Consider the following 15,479-nt stretch of genomic DNA (forward strand, 5'->3'; position numbering starts at 1 on the left):
GGAGCCAACTGGTTTTTCGGCGGCTTTATCATCACTGTCGCCGTGCTGCATATCATCAACAGTGCGGCAATACCCGTTGGCTACATAGATGTGGCTGACCTTGCGCTTGACGATGGTGCCGAAAAACACGACGGCGTAGGAAACCCAGACTATGGCAATGAGAATGTCTATCGGCCACTCCAACTCGGCATATTCCTTGGTGGAGTTCATACCCAGCGGCAGGGTCACCGCCGCTGCCACGATCACTGCCTGCCAGCCCCAGAAGGTGAAGGCGGCCAGCTTGTCGGAAATCAGGCGCGCCTGGGTGGTACGCTGCACGACATAGTAGGAGGTCGCAAACAGGGCACTGCCGCCAAAGGCGAAAATGACCGCATTGGTGTGCAGCGGCCGCAGCCGCCCGAAGCTGGTCCACGGCAGGTCGAAATTAAGCACCGGCCAAGCCAGCTGGGCGGCAATCAGCACGCCGACCAGCATGCCTACGATACCCCACACCACCGTCATGATGGCAAATTGGCGCACGACCTTGTAATTGTAGATCGGATGCTCCAGTGCAGCGTTGAGTTCACTCATGGTTTGGTTCCACTGTCATTGAAGGCGGGCCAGAGGCCCGGGCCAGGATGTTTCAGACGTCGGTGAAGGCAGGCCCCGCGCCGAGATCCCAGAGGATAACGGTGGTTACCATCAGGGAAACGAGAATGACCAGCGCCACTCCTACCACCGCGGTTGAGAACAGGAAGCCCCGCTCCTCGGGAATGTTCATCATGATGGGGATCCCGAGGTACAGCAGGTACACCGACCAGCTGACGGCAACCACCCCCAGCAGCATGTCCACCCACAGCAAGGGATAGAAACCGGCGAGACCGAACATGAACAGGGGCGTGACGGTCAGGCCTGCGACCACGATCCCCCGGGCGAAGCTTGTGGAGGCGCCGTAGGTGCCCGCCATCCAGTGGATGAAGTAACCCACTGCCACCACGCAGCCCACCATCGCGAAATAGAACAGGATGCACAGTTGCAGCGCGCTGTCGGCTGTCAGCCTGATGGCGGCGCCGTCCCCGACTGTCCAGCCTACCCGGCTGGTGCCGAAGTACCAGGCCACCGCGGGAAGCAATGCCAGCACACAGGGGTAGAGGACCAGGATGTTGAGCGACCTGGCGGGCAGTTCTGCCACGCTGCGCCACTGCGTGTCGGGTTTAACCAATAGACCTAGAGTGTGCTGGATCATGTTGTCTTACTCTCTCCAAGAAGTCTGGGTGCACGGCACCGGCGCATTCTAACCAGCTCTGCGGCCAGTACCATGATGCAGATCAAGAGAGGCTGGGGTGTTCCCCGCAGTTACGCCGCGATGTTCGCCGCCAGCTGTAGAGCCTCCTGATCCAGGATTTCTATTTCCTTGTTGTCCACGCGCAGCACCCCGCCTTTCTGCAGCCGGCTGAATACCCGGCTGATGGTCTCGACGGTAAGCCCGAGATAGTTTCCGATATCCACCCGGGACATCGGGAGACGGAACTGGCTGGCGCTCAGCTGGCGGCGGGCGTTGCGACGGGAAATACTGAGCAGCAGAGTGGCGACCCGTTCATCGGCCGTGTTCTTGCTCAGCAGCGTGATCAGCAGCTGGTCCTCGGTAATCTCCCGGCTCATAAGCTGGAACAAATGCCTTTGCAGGCCCGGCATGGCGGCGCTGAGCTTTTCCAGTGAGTCGAAGGGAATCGCACACACAGCTGCGGTCTCCAGGGCACGGGCAGAGGAGGCGTGGGCATTTTCGCTAATCCCGTCCATGCCGAGTATTTCCCCGGGGAGGTAGAAGCCGGTGACCTGCTCGCGCCCGTCGGATGTGGTCCGGTAGCCCTTGAGGGCGCCCGAACGCACGGCGTAAATAGACTGGAAAGGAGTTCCCTCATGGTACAGGAGCTCATTTTTCTGCAGGGGCCTGCCGCGCTGGATGATGGTTTCCAGCTGCTCCAGGTCGCTGCTGTTCAGCGCCAGAGGCAGGCAGATGCGGCTGAGCCGGCAGGTCTCGCAGCTGACCTTGTAGTCGTGGTTACAGGAACGGAATGGCCCGGCTTCACTGACGTTCTGCAGGTGCACAGACATGATGTCCTCCTGGACAATATTGCAGAACGGATTATAGAGCATTTACCTTGTGTCCTGCACCCCGCCGCGTTCAACCCCGACCCCGACCCCGACTCCAACCTCAGCCCAGCGAGGCGACGCTCTTCAGCACCAGACGCACCAGCTCGGCCTGACGGGACACCCCGGTCTTGGCAAAGATGGACTTCAGCTGGGCACGGGCAGTATGCGGTGACACATTCTGGGCCTCAGACACTTCGGTCAGGCTCAGCCCCCGGGACAGCAGCAGGGCCAGGTTGGCCTCGGCCGGCGTTAGATCGAAAAGCTGCCCCAGGGTGCCCTGGGAGGCGCTTTCGTTGAGCTCCGGGTCGGAGATGAAGACTGCTACGCAGGGGCTGGACTGGCCCTCGCCCCACTCGGAGACAGGCACCGGCCGCAGCACCAGCCCAAGCTGGGAGTGGCCGCCGGTTCGCGGTACCCGCAGGGCGCGCACCACCGAGGTTTCGCCGCGGTGCTGGGCCTTGATGATGGTGTCCAGTGCCGCCTGCAGTTCCCTGTTCTTGTCGCGGCCCTCGATGACCAATTGCTGTCCGCGCGCGCTGAGGCCATTGCTCTCGTCGAGCAGCGCCCGGGCGATGGTGTTGGTGCTGAGAATCCGCCCCTGTTCATCCAGGACGATGGTCGCCACCGCCAGCTGCTCCACCGCTCCGGCGTACAGGTTGCGTTCAGAAACCGTGCGGCTGAGTGTGGCGTAGAGCTGGATGGAGAGCCGCAGATGCGGTGCGATCCGCGCCAGCAGATTGCGCTCGTCGGCACTGAACCGGGGTTCATTGCGGCGCCGGGAGAAGCGCAGCCTTGCCAGCATGCCACCAGGCTCAACCGTATCGAGGCCGAGAATCCTGAACAGACCCGCAGACTTCAGGTAGTGTTCATAATAGTCCGAGGCGACCAGTTCCTCGTCGCTCAGAATGTCCTCCAGCGCTACCACCCGGTCCGGCGGCAGGTTGACGAAGGGGTCCAGCGAAAAAAACTGCTCGCGGTAGGCGGTTACCTCCCAGTCTGCGGGGTCCGATAGCCCTGTGCTGCCAGCACCTTGCTCAGCGGGGCGCACGCTGTTGAGGATCACCCCCCGGTCGTCCTCCGCGGGGGGGCGCAGCACCAGGGAAACCACGTGACAGTCGATCAACTGGCGCAGTGCCGGCAGGGCCGTTGCCCACGGCTGGCTTTCCAGGGGGCCGCGGTACAGCGCTGCCACCAGGTCGTCGTAGGCTGCGGGAATCGCGGCCAGCGCGGCGGGCGCCAAGCCCCGGTTGTCTGTCATCAGGTTTCCAGGCTCAGGAGGTCCAGTGCGACTTCCGCCAGGGGCTTGGGTCGACCGATGCCCCAGCCCTGCAGATAATCCACGCCAATCTCTTGCAACTTGGCGATGATGGCCTCGTTTTCGACCGACTCGGCGATGGTTTCCTGGCCCAGGAAGTGGGCCAAATCATTGATGGAGTGCACCATCGCGTAGTCGTTGCGGTTTTCGTGAATATTGGTGATGAAGCTGCCATCGATCTTCACGTAGTCGACCGGGAGTTCGCGCAGGTAGTTGTGGCTGGCAAGGCCAGTGCCGAAGTCGTCGATAGAGAACTTGCAGCCAATGTTGCGGAAGGCGCGGACAAAATCCGCGGCCTTGACCAGGTTGGAGATGGTGCCGGTCTCGGTAATTTCAAAACACAGCCGGTTGGTGCCGACACCGAATTCGGAAATCTGCTCGAACAGGTAGTCAAGGAAAGCATCGTCGGTGACGCTGGCGCCGGACAAGTTGATGGACAGGTTGGGAACCACTTTCTGCGCGTCCATCAGTGAACTGATCCAGCGAAAGGCTTCGCGGACAACCCAGCGATCCACCAGTGTCATGAACCCGTAGCGCTCGGCAGAGCCGATGAAGGTCGCTGGAGAGGCCAGCTTGCCGTTCTTGTCGCGTATCGCAAGCAGCAGTTCATAGTGGCGGGTGACGGGCAGGTGCCCGGACACCGCGGTCTTGGCGATCGGTTGCGCCCGCAGGACAAACCGCTCGCTCTCCAGCGCCTCCTCCAGCGCCTCGCGCGACTGGCGCTGTTCGCGCCGGTAGCTTTTCACGGCATCCTCACTGTCGCGATACTGTTCAACCCGATTGCGGCCCAGCTGCTTGGCCTGCTGCATGGCGCTGTGGGCGTTGGCCATGATCTGATCTACGTTGGGGCTATAGTCGCGAATCGGGGCGATACCGATGGAGACAGTGAAAGAGACTTTCTCGCCGTCGATCTCGACGCTGCTGTCGGCGATGTCGGCGCGTATCTTTTCGGCAATGGCCTGCGCCTGATCCAGGTCGCGGTCCACCAGCAGGACTGCAAATTCGTCCGCGTCCAGGCGTGCGGAAGAGGTCTTCTTGCCGTGCAGTTGCGCCAGCAGACGCGAGAATTCCAGTAGCACCTGGTCGCCGCTGATACGATCGTAAACATCGTTGACCAGCTTGAACTGGTCGATATTCAACCACAGCATCGCGTGCTGCGAGCGGTGCTGCTGGGCGTGGCGCAGGGTGCGTGCCAGTTGCTCCAGGAAGGTCTCGCGATTGATCAGGCGGGTCAGGGCGTCGTGATTGCGGGCGAAACTCAGGGTCCGCTGTACGTGCTCCAGAGTGCCGTACATGCTCTGGTCGACTACTGAGAGCTTGTCCGCGGGCGCCGGCGGCTGAGCGCCGCGGCTGAGTTCGCGGGCCAGTTGAACCTTGCCCATTTCAGCGACTTTCTGCCCGCGATCATTGACGAAGAGGAAGCGCGCACCGTCATCGCTGATCCAGGCCAGCTGCATGCGATGCCGCAGGCCCGTCTTGTCATGGTAGTTCAGCCAGTTGCCGGTGTTCAGCTCTTCCACCCGCTTCAACCAGCGCCGCAAGCGCGGGGTCTTGTCGATATCTTTGTGACGGAGGTGATCGGCGGCCCGGCTGTCGGCGGCCCGGTTCCCGATCGGCACCTCCAGAATCGAGGTTTCCCCCGCCAGAATGGACCGCAGTTCATCCAGCACAGCCTGAATGGACACGTTGCCAGGCAGGGCGGCGTTGACCTGCAATTCCAGCAGGTCAATGAAGGGCTCTGCCTCCAGGCTGCGCTCGACCACGAGATCTTCGGCAGTATCTTCCTGTTGTTGCTGCGCCAGCCAGGACGCAAGCAGGTCCAGGGCCCGCAGTTGCTCCTGCCATTCCTGGCTGTCGGGCCCCTGCTTGACATGAGTGAGGATCATCAAGTCGCGCCAACCGTTCTCAATCAGGTCAACGAGAACTTTGGGCGCCACCGGCCCCGGCAGGGTTTCCTGCACAGCGGCCTCGACGGCAGCGCGGGCGCGGTGCAGCCGCTCCTTGCCCTCCTGGGTCTTCACCACCCGTTCCACGTTGCGGGCATGGGCGTGGGCCTGCTGCTGCACCAGCTTTTCGACCCCGATGAGCGCGCGTTCGAAGACTGCAGTATCGGTATCGTAGTCGGTCACGATAGAGTCGACGATGCCTTCTACCCTGGATTCCAGCATTCGGTTGGGGAAATTTGCCGAGCTTGCCAGTCCGGCCAGTTTGTCTACCAGACTGCGAGCGGGGTGGTCCGGGTCGAGGAAGAACTGTGGTTCAAGCAACGAAAGTCGCGCCAGTGGAATCAGCAGATTGTCCAGAGCCGGCTTCAGTTCACTGCTGACATCGAGCTGGGAGCGTATGGTTCGGAACAGGCTGTCAACCATCTCCAGCTGGTTGCGATTCTCGGTACTGAGTCCGCCACCTTGTTTCAGGCCCTTCGAGCCACTGGCCTCGCTCATGAGGAAGTCGGCGATTGACCCGGCAAGCTGGATTTGCTGCAGGGCCTTGGCGCTGTTCTGGAGCTGTCCCAGCGTGCTCGCCAGGGTCTGGGCATCTGCCACCGGTCCGGAGCTGGTTGCCAGATTTCCGCTTTCGGTTTCGCGCTTGAAATTCAGGGCATTGATGACGGAACTGTAGAGTTGCTGTGGCCGCGAGAAGGACGCCGCCCCGGGTGAGCTTGCCGTGTTCCCGTCAGGTCTTGCGATGGGGCTTGCTGCCGGCCGCTCCTTGCCGGGAGTGGAGGGTGCCCGGCGATGTGCTGGTTCCGGCTTTTTCAGCAGGGAGCCGGCGGCGTGAATCTCGGCTTCCAGTTCCGGCCGGATGCCTCCCTGTGCGAGGTGAGCGTTGAGCGCTGCAAAGAAGTTGCCCAGCTGGCGGATAAAATGGGTGACGAAATAGTCGTAGATCCTCGGCGTTAGCCTGTGCGGCACATGGAATTCTTCCAGCAGCAGTTGCAGGGCACGGCTCAGCTGCGCAGTGTGTTCGGGCAGGCGCAATTGCAGGGGGGCGACACCCACCAGCTCGGCAACGCGGATCTGCAGCGCCTCAAGCGGCACCCGGTATAAATCCTCGCCGATGGCTACGATGCGCTCGATGGCGAGGAAGTCCTCGAAGTCGTTCAGATCCACCAGGTCCAGTGTGCCGCCCTCGTCGATCAGGTCCGACCACTGGTTCTCGGAGGCGGGTGGCGTCAGGTTGCCGTGAAACTGGCGCAGGTGATCCAGATAGCCGGCCACCATGCGCTTGTGCTGCAGCTGCAGAATGCTGACGCCTTCCGCCACTGTGCTGCGGCTGGCTTGCCCGGGTTGCCACCCCGGATTCATACTCAACAGGTGATCGCTGAGATCCTCCAGGAACTCGGTGAATCTGTCCTGGAGCTCGCGCTCGCTGAGTGCCCGGTAACTGTCCAGCAGACTCAAGCGGCTTCCTCCGGTGAAAAAATTCAGTATACCGTCATGGGCGGCGGGCACAAACAGGTCCGGGTGCCTTCTCGCCGGGGGTCAGGGCTGTCGCACCATTCCCCCCGCCGCCGGCAGGCTGAAAGCCAGCAGTGCATCGCCGGCCTCGGACCAGCCGTGCCCGCCGGACGCTATCACGATGAACTGGCGTCCCTGCGGCTGCGTGCGGTAGCTGAGCGGGGTCGCGTTGCCGGTAAACGGCAAGTCATACTCCCACAGCAGCTCGCCGCTGGCGCTGGCGAAAGCACGGAAACGGGAGTCCGTGGTGGCGGCAATAAAAACAAGGCCGGAAGCCGTGGTCAGGGGGCCGCCGGCGTTGGGGCTGCCGGCATCGAACCAGAATGGCCAGGGGGCCTGGCCGCGGGTGTTGCCCAGGCTGCGGGTCCATACGGTCTTGCCGGAGCGCAAATCCACGGCGGTGAGGCTGCCCCAGGGACGTGGATTACAAGGCGCCCCCAGGGGTGACATCAGGGGAAATCGGCGCACCCCATAGGGGCTGCCCGCCATCGCGTAATGTTCCAGCGGGTAGCCCGGCGCGGGGTTCAGCGCATCGTATTCTGCGCGCGGGATCAGCTGGACTACCGAAGCCAGGTGCATCTGGTTGACGACAAGCAGGCCCCGCTGTGGATCGATGCTGATTCCGCCCCAGTTGATGCCGCCGGTAGTGCTGGGGTAGAGAACGCTGCCCTCAAGGCTGGGCGGGGTAAACATGCCCTCGTTGCGATACCTGGCCAGCTCCCGCCGACAGGCCAGTTTGTCCAGCCCGACAAACCCGTCCATGTGTTCCGGGCCCAGGCGTGCGGGCTGGTGCAACGGCGGAGGGTGGGTCGGGAAAGGCTGAGTGGGGGACAGGGTCTCACCGGGCACGCCATTGCCGGGTACCGGGCGCTCCTCCACCGGGTACAGGGGCTCGCCGGTCTCCCGGTCGAGCAGGAACACATGGCCCATCTTGGTGGCCTGGGCTAGCCCGGGGCGGCCTGCACCGACGCCGGGAATCCGGAACAGGGTTGGCTGGGAGGCCACGTCGTAGTCCCAGACATCGTGGTGCACGGTCTGGAAATACCAGCGCAGTTCACCGCTGCGGTCGTCCAGGGCAACCACCGAAGAGCCGTAGGTATCGATGCCGTCACGTTCGCCGGCGAACAGATCCGGCGCCGGGTTGCCCGTGGGCACGTAGACCAGGCCCCGGGCGGGGTCGCCGGCGATAGGGGCCCAGACATTGGGGCTGCCCTGGTGATAGCGGGCGTTGCCGAGACTGTCCCGGTGCCGTTCCCGGTATTCCGCGGGAACCGGCTCCCAGGCCCAGACCAGCTTGCCGCTGCGCACATCAAACGCGCGAACCACGCCGGATGGCACATCCTTGCGTTCATTGTCCGGCACCAGGGCACCGATGACGGCGACATCGTTCTGCACCCAGGGTGGCGAGGTCGGGTAGTAGACCAGCGGCTCCCCGCCGGTAATATCTTCGCGCAGGGAGACCCTGCCGTTGTCGCCGAAGTCCCTGCAGGGCTCGCCGGTAGCTGCATCCAGGGCGATCAATTCCGCGTCTCGGGTGCCGTACAGGATCCGTCGCCCGCAGCTGTGCGCGACTTCCTCCGGGTCAGTGGCCTGCCAGAGGGATACTCCCCGACAGACTGCCGGGTACACGCCGCTGCGGCGGTTTTGCACCTCGGGGTCGAACTGCCAGCGCTCGCTACCGGTGTTTGCGTCGAGAGCGAAGACGCGGCCAAAGGGCGTGCAATAGTAGAGGGTATCGCCGTCGACCAGGGGGGTGACCTGGAAAGAGGTCAGGCCCCAGTCGCCGCTGCCGTCGCTGAAATCACCTGAGCGGTGCTCCCAGGCCAGCTCCAGTTGTGTCACGTTGCCCGGGCCTATCTCCGTCAGCGGACTGAACTGGCTGGCGTCGCGGCCGCCGTAGTTTGGCCATCCCGCGACCGGGGCTTCGCCGCGGGGTGTCGCGGGCAGCGTATCCTGGGCGCCGTGACAGCCCGCCGCCAGGACCAGCGCCAGCGTGGCCAGGCTGCGTCGCTGGGTCACGGGCCGGCGCCCGCGTTGGCCGCCTGCAGGAAGGCCGGTTTTTCGCCGCCACCGTGCACCGCGATGCTGCTGCCGCTGATATAGGAGGCGAGCGGGGAGGCGAGAAACAGGCAGGCATCGCCGATGTCCCCCGGCACCGCCATTCGCCCCAGCGGGATGGTCCGGCCTACCGCTGCCAGACCCTCGGCATCACCGTAGTGCAGGTGCGACTGCTCGGTCTCTACCAGGCCCGCAATGATGGCGTTGATACGTACTTTGGGGCCCCACTCCACGGCGAGGGAATGCCCCAGATTGACCAGGCCGGCCTTGGCGGCGCCGTAGGCCGCGGTGCCCGGCGAGGGGCGGATGGTGCTGACGCTGGCGATGTTTATGATGCTGCCACCGTCCTCCTGCTGCTGCATGACCCTGTTGGCCAGCTGGGCGGCGTGCAGGGCCGATGTCAGGTTGAGGGCGATGATGGATTCGTGAAAGCGCGGTGACGCGGTGGCGGCGTCGGCGTGGGGCGCGCCACCGGCGTTGTTGACCAGTACATCCAGGCGCCCGCAGCGTTCAACAATGGCAGAGATCAGGGCTTCCAGCTGCTCGTGGCGGCGCACATCGCAGGCTATGAAAAAGGCCTCCCGGCCGTCCACCGCCGGCAGTGTCTCGGGAGGATTGCGGCCGCAGATGGCCACGTCGGCACCGGCTGCCAGGAAGCGCTCACTGATGCCCTTGCCGACACCCTTGCCGCCCCCGGTTACCAATACCGTACGGCCGCTGAAATCCATGGGATTGTGCATGTCACTGCTCCTTGCTGCTGTCGAGTGGCAACTTGTGATCGGCAGGTGAATTGCCTAAGATGCCCCGGCCCTGTGCATCCTACCCCCTTCCCCGGAATCGGGAAATGCCGCCGGGGCCACGATCATTTTCCGGGCAGAGAGAGGCGGTCACGGTAGACTTAGCTGAACCACCAGTCCCTTCACCAAGCAAGCAGGAAAAAACTATGGCAACTGAATCATTACCGGTCCTCGCCATTCTCGGCGGCACCGGGGATCTGGGAACGGGTCTGGCAAGGCGCTGGGCCCAGGCAGGCTACCGCGTCATCATCGGCTCGCGTACCCAGGACAAGGCCGAAGCCGCCGCCAGTGACCTGCGCGACGTCATGGCCTCGCGCGGCACTTCCGCGGTCAATGTGGAGGCGATGGAAAACCTGGCTGCCGCCGAGGCCGCCGACATCGTGGCCCTCACTGTGCCCTTCAGTCACCAGAAATCCACCCTGGAGCTGGTGGCCCCGGCCCTGCAGGGCAAAATCCTGATCGATGTCACCGTGCCACTGGTGCCGCCGCGCGTGGCGCGGGTGCAGCTGCCGCCGGAAGGCAGTGCGGGACAGATCGCCCAGGATTTGCTCGGTGAGGGCGTAGCCGTGGTGTCTGCATTCCAGAATGTCGCCGCGGCGCACCTGCAGGATACCGGAGCCGTGGACTGCGACGTGCTGGTCTGCGGCGACAAGAAAGATGCCCGGGCGGAGGTCATCAAGCTGGTCGAGGCCGCCGGTCTGCGCGGCTTTCACGCTGGCATGATCGCCAATGCCGCTGCGGCCGAGGCCCTGACCTCGGTGCTGATCACGATCAACAAGCAGTACAGCTGCCACGCCGGTATCCGCATCTCCGGCCTGGACAGCCATGAATGAGTGCACGCCTCGAGCTGATTCCGCTGGAGAATTTTCCCGAGGTTGTGCCGGGCGATGATCTGGCGGGTTTGATTGCCTCCAGCCTGGAGGCCAACGGGCTCGCCTTGTGCGACGGTGACGTACTGGTGCTGGCGCAGAAGATCGTGTCCAAAGCCGAGGGGCGTTACCGTCGTCTGGCGGAGGTGGAGCCTGGTCCCCGGGCGCTGGAGCTGGCCCGGGAAGCCGACAAGGATCCCCGCCTCGTTGAGCTAATCCTGCAGGAGTCACGGGAAGTGCTGCGGGTGCGCCCCGGTGTGATTATCGTTGAACACCGGCGCGGCTACGTGCACGCCAATGCAGGCATTGATCGCTCGAATATACGCAATAATCCCGAAGACCCGCAGGTGCTGCTGCTACCGGAGGATTGTGACGCTTCCGCGGCGGCTCTGCGAGAGGCGCTGGCGACCCGCTGTGGCACGGCGCCGCAAATCATTATCAACGACAGCGCCGGTCGCGCCTGGCGTATAGGGACCGTGGGCATGGCCCTGGGCACTGCAGGGCTGGACCCGCTGTTCAACCAGATTGGCGGTCAGGACCGTTTCGGCAATCGGCTGGAAGTCACCGAGCCGGCGCTGGCCGACGAGCTCGCCGGCGCTGCCTCCCTGGTTATGGGCCAGGCGGCAGAGGGCCTGCCGGTGGTGCTGGCTCGCGGCGCGAGACTGCGACCGTCCACGCGCAACGGGCAGGCCCTGCTCCGGCCCCGCGAGCAGGACATGTTCCGGTGACACTGCCAGCGGGCCCGGTGCTGGCGCTGTCCGGCGGCGTCGGTGGCGCCAAGCTGTGCCTGGGTCTCGATGATCAGCTGTCTGCCGGGCAATTGCACATCGCCTGTAATACTGGTGACGATTTCCAGCACCTGGGACTGACTATCTGCCCCGATATCGATACTGTGCTCTACACCCTCGGGGGCGTCAGCAATCCCCAGCAGGGTTGGGGGCTGGAGGGAGAAACCTGGCAGGTGCTTGCCGCGCTGGAGCAGCTGGGCGCGGATAGCTGGTTTCGACTGGGTGACCGCGACCTCGCTACGCACCTCCGGCGTGCCGGTGAGTTGGCTCGGGGTGCATCCCTGTCCGCGATCACAGCCGACCTGGCCCGGCGTCTGGGAGTGTGCGCTGTGGTATACCCCATGAGCGACGATCCGGTGCGGACCATGGTCCACACCTCGGAGGGTGTCTTGCCGTTCCAGCATTATTTCGTGCGGGAGCAGTGCCGGCCGTTGGTGCAGGGGTTCAGTTTTGCCGGTATCGCCAGCGCTGCCCTGCAACCGGCGCTGGCTACCCTCTGTACTTCGGGGAACCTGGCCGGGGTGATTATTTGTCCTTCCAATCCCTTTGTGAGCATAGACCCCATCCTGCAGCTGGACAGCTTCTGGCAGACCCTGCGAGAGTCGCGGGTGCCGGTCGTGGCGGTGGCGCCCATCGTCGCTGGCCAGGCGCTGAAAGGCCCCGCGGCAAAAATGATGGCGGAGTTGAACCTGCCGGTTACTGCAACCGGGGTGGCGGCGCACTACGCTCGGCGTTACCCGGGCTTGATCGGGACCTTTGTGGTCGACCACAGTGACGCTACACTGGCGCCGGCGATACAGGAGCTGGGCATGGAGGTAGAAGTGACAGCAACCATAATGCGCGAACGCGCCGACAAGCAGACCCTCGCGGCGGCCTGCCTGGAGCTTTTGTGCCGATAACAAATTCGATTGCGGTACATGCACTGCTGCCACTCAAGCATCTGGCCGGCGCCAAGACCCGCCTGGCGGGGCTGCTGGGAAGCGAGCAGCGCCGCACCCTGGCGCTGGCCATGGCGGAGGATGTGACAGCCGTCCTTGCGGCCCACCCGGCGATCAGCAGTATCACGCTGGTGTCGGATGATGACGATGCCGCCCGGCTGGCCACTGCGGCGGGGCTGCGTCTGTGGTCCGAGCAGTCCCTGCTGGCTGCGGGCGCGCCGCTGTCTGCCTCGGGTCCTCTACCGGCATTGAACGGTGTACTGGCCGCAGCCTGTGAGCGGCTGCGCAATGAGGACTCTTCAGGTGAAGCGCTGGTGCTGGTGTTGCATGCCGATCTCCCCCTGCTGGCCGGGGCGGACATCGACGCCGCCCTGGACGCTGCCGCGGCTCACAGCGGGCTGGTCGTCGGTGTGGACAGCGCTGGCGCTGGTACCAATCTGCTGTTGTTTCCCGCCAGCCGACCGCCCCGGTTTGCGTTCGGGCCAGGCAGCAGCCAAGCCCACCTGGCCTGGGCAGAGGAGCAGGGCCTGCCTGTGTGCAGCCTGCGGCGAACGGGTATTGGCCGCGACATTGACACCCCGGCGGATCTTCTGCAGTTGCATCACCAGCTGGCGAGTCTGCCCGCTGGCCAAACTCGCAGCTGGCTGACCGACCTGGCCGAGCCGGCGGACAGCGCCCGTGCCCTGGCGCTGGCAGACTGTGACGACACCCCCGCGCTGGTGGCCCTTGCGGGCCAGTTACGGGACATCGGTCACGGCAATGTGGTCACTTATTCGCGCAAGGTGTTTGTGCCCCTGACGCGACTGTGCCGGGACGTCTGCCACTACTGCACCTTTGCCACTACCCCGAAGAAGGTCGAGTCCCCGTTCATGAGCGTCGAGGAGGTGCTCACCCTGTGCCGCCAGGGCGCGGAACTTGGCTGCCAGGAGGCCCTGCTGACTCTGGGGGAAAAGCCCGAGCTGCGTTACCGGGCCGCCCGCGAGGCACTGGCCGCCATGGGGTTTGCCAGCACCCTGGAGTACGTGGCCCACGTGGCCGGACGCATTCTTGAGGAAACCGGCCTGCTGCCGCACATCAACGCCGGTTGCATGACCGCGGAAGAGATCGCCTTTCTCCGCCCGGTTGGCGCTTCCATGGGCATCATGCTGGAATCCGCCGCCGAGCGCCTGTGCGAAAAGGGTATGCCCCACCACGGGTCACCGGACAAACTGCCCGCCGAGCGCCTGCGTACCCTGGACCTGGCGGGCGAGGCCAGGGTGCCGTTCACTTCCGGTATCCTGATCGGCATCGGTGAAACCCGTCGCGAGCGGATCGAATCCCTGCTGGCCCTGCGGGCGCTGCACCAGGCCCACGGCCACCTGCAGGAAGTGATCGTACAGAATTTTCGCGCCAAGCCCGGGACCCTGATGGCGCAGGCGCCGGAACCGGATCTGGAAGACCTGCTGTGGACCCTGGCGGTGGCGCGGATCATCTTTGGTCCGGCCATGAGTATCCAGGCACCGCCCAACCTCAGCCCCGGCGTGCTGCCCCAGCTGCTGGCCGCTGGCATCAACGACTGGGGCGGCGTTTCCCCGCTTACACCAGACCACGTCAACCCGGAGGCCCCCTGGCCGCACCTTGACCAGCTGGCGCGGGAAACCGCCGCCGCGGGCAAATTCCTGGAGCAGCGCCTGACGGTTTACCCGGCCTATACCGGCGCGGCGGAGACCTGGCTGGATCCGGCCTTGCGTTCCGCGGTACTGCGGCACCAGGACGCCGCGGGCTTTGCCCGTCGCGACAGTTGGGTGCCGGGTGAGGAGGCGCCGGTGCCGCCCGTGGAAGCGGCACTGCTTGGTGAAGCCGCCAATGCTTTTGCGGTTGGCGCAGACCTGCGCGCGATTGTCGAGCGTTGCGAGAGCGGTGATACCCTTGAGGAGGTCGAGGTGGTGCGTTTGTTCGCCGCCCGCGGCCCCGAGTTCCGCTTTGTGGTGGACGCCGCGGACCGGCTGCGCCGCCAGCGCTGTGGCGACACCGTCAGCTACGTGATCAACCGCAACATCAATTACACCAACGTCTGTTACTTCAAGTGCCAGTTCTGCGCTTTTTCCAAGGGCAAGCACAGCGAGGACCTGCGCGGCCGGCCCTACGATATCAGCGCCACCGAGATCGCCCGCCGCTGCCGCGAGGCCTGGCAGCGCGGGGCCACGGAAGTCTGCATGCAGGGCGGCATCCACCCGGATTACACCGGCCAGACCTACCTGGATATTCTCGCCACGGTGCGCTCCGCCACGCCGGACATGCATATCCACGCGTTCTCGCCGCTGGAGGTGTGGCAGGGAGCCGCTACCCTGGGGGTGTCGCTGGAAGACTTCCTGCGCCAGCTGCGGGCAGCGGGCCTGGATACATTGCCGGGCACCGCCGCGGAAATCCTCGATGACGAGGTCCGTGCCACCCTGTGTCCGGACAAGCTCAACAGCGCCGAGTGGTTACAGGTGATGGAAACCGCGCATCGGGTGGGGTTCCGCACGACGGCGACGATCATGTACGGCCATATCGAACAGCCCCGGCACTGGGCACGGCATCTGCTGGCAGTACGGGAGCTGCAGGCCCGCACCGGTGGTTTCACCGAGCTGGTGCCGTTGCCCTTCGTGCACATGGAAGCACCGATGTTCCTGCGCGGGCGCGCTCGTCGCGGCCCCACCTTCCGCGAGGCGGTGTTGATGCACGCGGTGTCGCGGCTGGTACTGCACGGCCAGATCGACAATATCCAGACCAGCTGGGTGAAAATGGGCGCTGCCGGTGTCGATGTCTGCCTGGGCGCCGGTGCCAACGATCTCGGCGGCACCCTGATGAACGAGAGCATCACCCGCGCCGCCGGTGCCGCACACGGCCAGGAGTGGGCGCCGGCGGTGATGGAGCAGCGCATTCGCGCTCTGGGGCGTGAGCCGCGGCTGCGTACCACACTCTATGGCGATGCTCCGGCAGAGCGGCGTGCGGTGGCGAGCCTCGCCCTTGAGCTGCTGCCGGTGGAGAACGCCGACGCGGGCAAGCGTGCTCGCGACAAGCGCCTGCTGCTGGCCACGGACGTGCCGCGGCCGTTGACCGCGGAGCAGGTGGTTCTCATGGCCGCCTGCAACTGAT

Annotated in this window: 11 protein-coding genes; 4 read left to right on the forward strand and 7 right to left on the reverse strand. The window is 64.7% G+C overall.

Annotation, left to right across the window (positions count from 1 at the left end; genetic code table 11):
* From RJQ10_RS17675 to RJQ10_RS17705, 7 genes are all read right to left on the reverse strand, one after another.
* A partial coding sequence (locus RJQ10_RS17675) for a cbb3-type cytochrome c oxidase subunit I (protein ID WP_350148703.1) occupies positions 1-570 on the reverse strand: 570 nt, incomplete at its 3' end.
* A gap of 52 nt (positions 571-622) precedes the next feature.
* Positions 623-1,225, reverse strand: a complete 603-nt coding sequence (locus RJQ10_RS17680; RefSeq protein ID WP_350148704.1) for a Yip1 family protein — start codon at positions 1,223-1,225, stop codon at positions 623-625.
* Between the two features lie 110 nt (positions 1,226-1,335).
* Positions 1,336-2,094, reverse strand: a complete 759-nt coding sequence (gene fnr, locus RJQ10_RS17685) for a fumarate/nitrate reduction transcriptional regulator Fnr (protein WP_350148705.1) — start codon at positions 2,092-2,094, stop codon at positions 1,336-1,338.
* Positions 2,095-2,194: 100 nt separating this feature from the next.
* Positions 2,195-3,391, reverse strand: coding sequence for a helix-turn-helix transcriptional regulator (locus RJQ10_RS17690; protein ID WP_350148706.1), 1,197 nt, complete (start codon positions 3,389-3,391; stop codon positions 2,195-2,197).
* The gene (locus RJQ10_RS17695; protein WP_350148707.1) at positions 3,391-6,852 is read right to left on the reverse strand and encodes a DUF1631 family protein; all 3,462 of its coding nucleotides are present in this window, start codon (positions 6,850-6,852) and stop codon (positions 3,391-3,393) included. The genes RJQ10_RS17690 and RJQ10_RS17695 overlap by 1 nt, the downstream gene beginning before the upstream one ends.
* 81 nt (positions 6,853-6,933) lie before the next feature.
* Positions 6,934-8,928, reverse strand: a complete 1,995-nt coding sequence (locus tag RJQ10_RS17700) for a pyrroloquinoline quinone-dependent dehydrogenase (RefSeq protein WP_350148708.1) — start codon at positions 8,926-8,928, stop codon at positions 6,934-6,936.
* Positions 8,925-9,707 carry an SDR family oxidoreductase gene (locus RJQ10_RS17705; RefSeq protein WP_350148709.1) on the reverse strand — a complete coding sequence of 261 codons (783 nt, stop codon included), beginning with the start codon at positions 9,705-9,707 and terminating at the stop codon, positions 8,925-8,927. Before RJQ10_RS17705 ends, RJQ10_RS17700 begins: the two co-directional genes overlap by 4 nt.
* A 203-nt stretch (positions 9,708-9,910) precedes the next feature.
* Between RJQ10_RS17705 and npdG the strand changes: the two genes are divergently transcribed.
* The 4 genes from npdG to cofH are packed head-to-tail and all read left to right on the forward strand — an operon-like array spanning position 9,911 to position 15,478.
* The gene (npdG, locus tag RJQ10_RS17710) at positions 9,911-10,597 is read left to right on the forward strand and encodes an NADPH-dependent F420 reductase (RefSeq protein WP_350148710.1); all 687 of its coding nucleotides are present in this window, start codon (positions 9,911-9,913) and stop codon (positions 10,595-10,597) included.
* Positions 10,594-11,361: a coenzyme F420-0:L-glutamate ligase gene (cofE, locus tag RJQ10_RS17715; RefSeq protein ID WP_350148711.1), complete on the forward strand. Its 768-nt coding sequence runs from the start codon at positions 10,594-10,596 to the stop codon at positions 11,359-11,361. Before npdG ends, cofE begins: the two co-directional genes overlap by 4 nt.
* Positions 11,358-12,320 (forward strand): 2-phospho-L-lactate transferase, encoded by a 963-nt coding sequence (gene cofD / locus RJQ10_RS17720; RefSeq protein WP_350148712.1) that lies wholly within the window; start codon positions 11,358-11,360, stop codon positions 12,318-12,320. The genes cofE and cofD overlap by 4 nt, the downstream gene beginning before the upstream one ends.
* Complete coding sequence (gene cofH / locus RJQ10_RS17725; RefSeq protein WP_350148713.1) at positions 12,311-15,478, forward strand: 5-amino-6-(D-ribitylamino)uracil--L-tyrosine 4-hydroxyphenyl transferase CofH; 3,168 nt, start codon at positions 12,311-12,313, stop codon at positions 15,476-15,478. The genes cofD and cofH overlap by 10 nt, the downstream gene beginning before the upstream one ends.
* The last annotated feature ends 1 nt before the right edge of the window (position 15,479 follow it).

It is taken from the genome of Haliea sp. (genome assembly GCF_040222615.1).
In the GTDB taxonomy this organism is placed as follows: Bacteria; Pseudomonadota; Gammaproteobacteria; order Pseudomonadales; family Halieaceae; genus Haliea.

Bases quoted from the DNA above. Each gene is read 5' to 3' on its own strand.
- RJQ10_RS17680 (WP_350148704.1), bottom strand. From the start codon at position 1,225: ATGATCCAGCACACTCTAGGTCTATTGGTTAAACCCGACACGCAGTGG.
- fnr (WP_350148705.1), bottom strand. From the start codon at position 2,094: ATGTCTGTGCACCTGCAGAACGTCAGTGAAGCCGGGCCATTCCGTTCC.
- RJQ10_RS17690 (WP_350148706.1), bottom strand. From the start codon at position 3,391: ATGACAGACAACCGGGGCTTGGCGCCCGCCGCGCTGGCCGCGATTCCC.
- RJQ10_RS17705 (WP_350148709.1), bottom strand. From the start codon at position 9,707: ATGCACAATCCCATGGATTTCAGCGGCCGTACGGTATTGGTAACCGGG.
- npdG (WP_350148710.1), top strand. From the start codon at position 9,911: ATGGCAACTGAATCATTACCGGTCCTCGCCATTCTCGGCGGCACCGGG.
- cofE (WP_350148711.1), top strand. From the start codon at position 10,594: ATGAGTGCACGCCTCGAGCTGATTCCGCTGGAGAATTTTCCCGAGGTT.